Raw genomic sequence first — 2,218 nt, forward strand, 5'->3', positions numbered from 1 at the left:
GGGGAGGGACGCGTACGGGCCTGCCGTACGCGTCCCTCGTACGCGCCCCAGCGGGCGTCCGGGGGCGCGCTTCGTCCGGGGCGTCCCGGCGGGCGTCCCGGCGGGTGCCCTGTCGGGCGTCCTGTCGGGCGTTCTAGCGGGCGTCCTGATGGGCGAGGGCGTCGGGGCGTACAGCGGCGAAGACCGGGCGTCGCACGCTCGTTCCGTCGAGGTCCATGACGTACGCCTGGGCCTCGCCGACGTGGAAGTACATGCCGTGCAGCTCCAGTGCGCCCTCCCGGACCCTGCGCGCCACGCACTCGTGGGCCGCCAGATGCTCCAACTGCTGCACCACGTTGGCCAGGCAGAGCAGCTCCGTCTTGTCCGCCGCCTCCCGGTCCGCGAACCGGGGGCCCGCGCCGTCCCGTACGGCCAGGCGCTCCAGGCTCGGCCGTGCGTGGCGCAGCCACCGTCCGAGCGGTGAGCCGTCGACGCCGCCGGCTGCGGCACTGCCGTGCAGCGCCTGCATGGCCCCGCAGCCGGAGTGGCCGCAGACGGTGATGGACTCGACCCGCAGCACGTCCACCGCGTACTCGATGGCCGCGGCGACGGACTCGTCCCCCGACTCCTCGCCGGGCGGCGGAATCAGGTTGCCGACGTTGCGGACGGTGAAGAGGTCGCCGGGGCCGCTTGATGTGATCATGCTGGTGACCAGGCGGGAGTCCGCACAGGTGAGGAAGAGCTGGGAGGGCCGCTGTCCCTCCTCGGCCAGCCGGGCCAGCTCGTCCCGCACGAGGGGGGCGGTGATCCGCTGGAAGTTGCGTACGCCGCCGAGCAGCTGGCCGCGCCGCGGGGTGTAGTGCGCCTGCTCCCCATGGGGGCGCGTGCACTGGTGGTTGCGCCAGGGTGTCCACGGGGTGCAGGTGTGGCCGGTCGCTGGCTCCGCGATGTGCTGCCCCGCGCGACCGGTGACCTCCACGCTGCCGCCCTGCGCGGCGTGTGCGCTCCGCCAGTCCTCCAGTGTCTCGTACGCGGCGTGATCCATGAAGGTGCCGTCCAGCTCCACCACCGCCTTCTCTCCTTCCGGTACCTGTCCCAGCGCCCGGCTCAGCCGGGGGACCGCCAGGAACGTCAGCTGTCCGCGCACCCGCACACGGTGCACCGGGTTGCGGGGGCGGTCCTCCTTCTCGACCGTGATGCGCGTCCGCGCCAGCCGCTGCATCGCCAGGGCCACCGCCACCGCGACGCCGATTCCCACGCCCTCCAGGACGCCCAGCAGCACGACGGACAGCGCCGTCGCCCCGTACACGAGCACCTCGCGGTGCCGGGTCACGGTCCGGATGTGGGTCAGGTTGACCATCTGCACGCCGACGACCATCACGAGCGCCGCCAGCGCCGCCAGCGGGATCAGCTCCAGCATCCCGACGAGCAGTCCGGCGGCCAGCAGCACCCAGCAGCCGTGCAGCATCGCGGAGTTGCCGCTGACCGCTCCCGCGTTCACGTTCGCCGTGCTGCGCACCGCCACGCCGGTGACCGGGAGCCCGCCCAGCGCACCGGAGACGATGTTGGACTTGCCCTGGCCGCGCAGCTCGCGGTCGAGGTCGGCGCGGGGCACCCGGTCCTCACCGGTGCGCCTGGAGGCCAGCTTGTCGATGGCGACCGCGGACAGCAGCGACTCCACGCTCGCGACGAGAGTGATGGTGAGCACCGCGGAGAGCAGCCCCAGCACCGGCCCTTCGGGCAGCTCCGGCAGCGCGTGCGAACGCCACGACGGGAGGTCCACCCGGGGCAGCCGGAGGTCCGCCAGGGTGGCCACGGCGGTGGCCGCGGCCACCGCCGCCAGCGCGGCCGGGACCGCGCCGACCGTCCTGCCGATCCGTCCCCCGTGGCGGCGCAGCCAGGGCCAGCCGAGGAGGAGCGCGATCGTCAGCGCGCTGACTGCGAGCGCGGCGGGGTGCAGCGCGGCCAGCCGGCCGGGGAGCGCCGCGGCATTGGACACCGCCGAGCTCTCCGGGCTGCCGCCCAGCACGACGTGCAGCTGCGCCAGCGCGATGGAGGTGCCGATCCCGGCGAGCATGCCGTGCACGATCGCCGGGCTCACCACGAGCGCCCAGCGGGCCACCCGCAGGAAGCCGAGGCCGAGCTGGGCGAGCCCGGCGAGCACGGTGATCGCGCAGGTGGTGCGCCAGCCGTAGATCTGGATCAGCTCGGCCGTGACCACTGTCAGACCGGCCGCGGG

At 74.3% G+C, this 2,218-nt stretch carries 1 protein-coding gene; it reads right to left on the reverse strand.

Annotation, left to right across the window (positions count from 1 at the left end):
- Nucleotides 1-133 precede the first annotated feature (133 nt).
- Nucleotides 134-2,218 (reverse strand): SulP family inorganic anion transporter (locus tag G5C65_RS35860; protein WP_165303232.1); only part of this gene is annotated, 2,085 nt, incomplete at its 5' end.

This window comes from Streptomyces boncukensis (assembly GCF_011045075.1).
Lineage (GTDB): Bacteria > Actinomycetota > Actinomycetes > Streptomycetales > Streptomycetaceae > Streptomyces > Streptomyces boncukensis.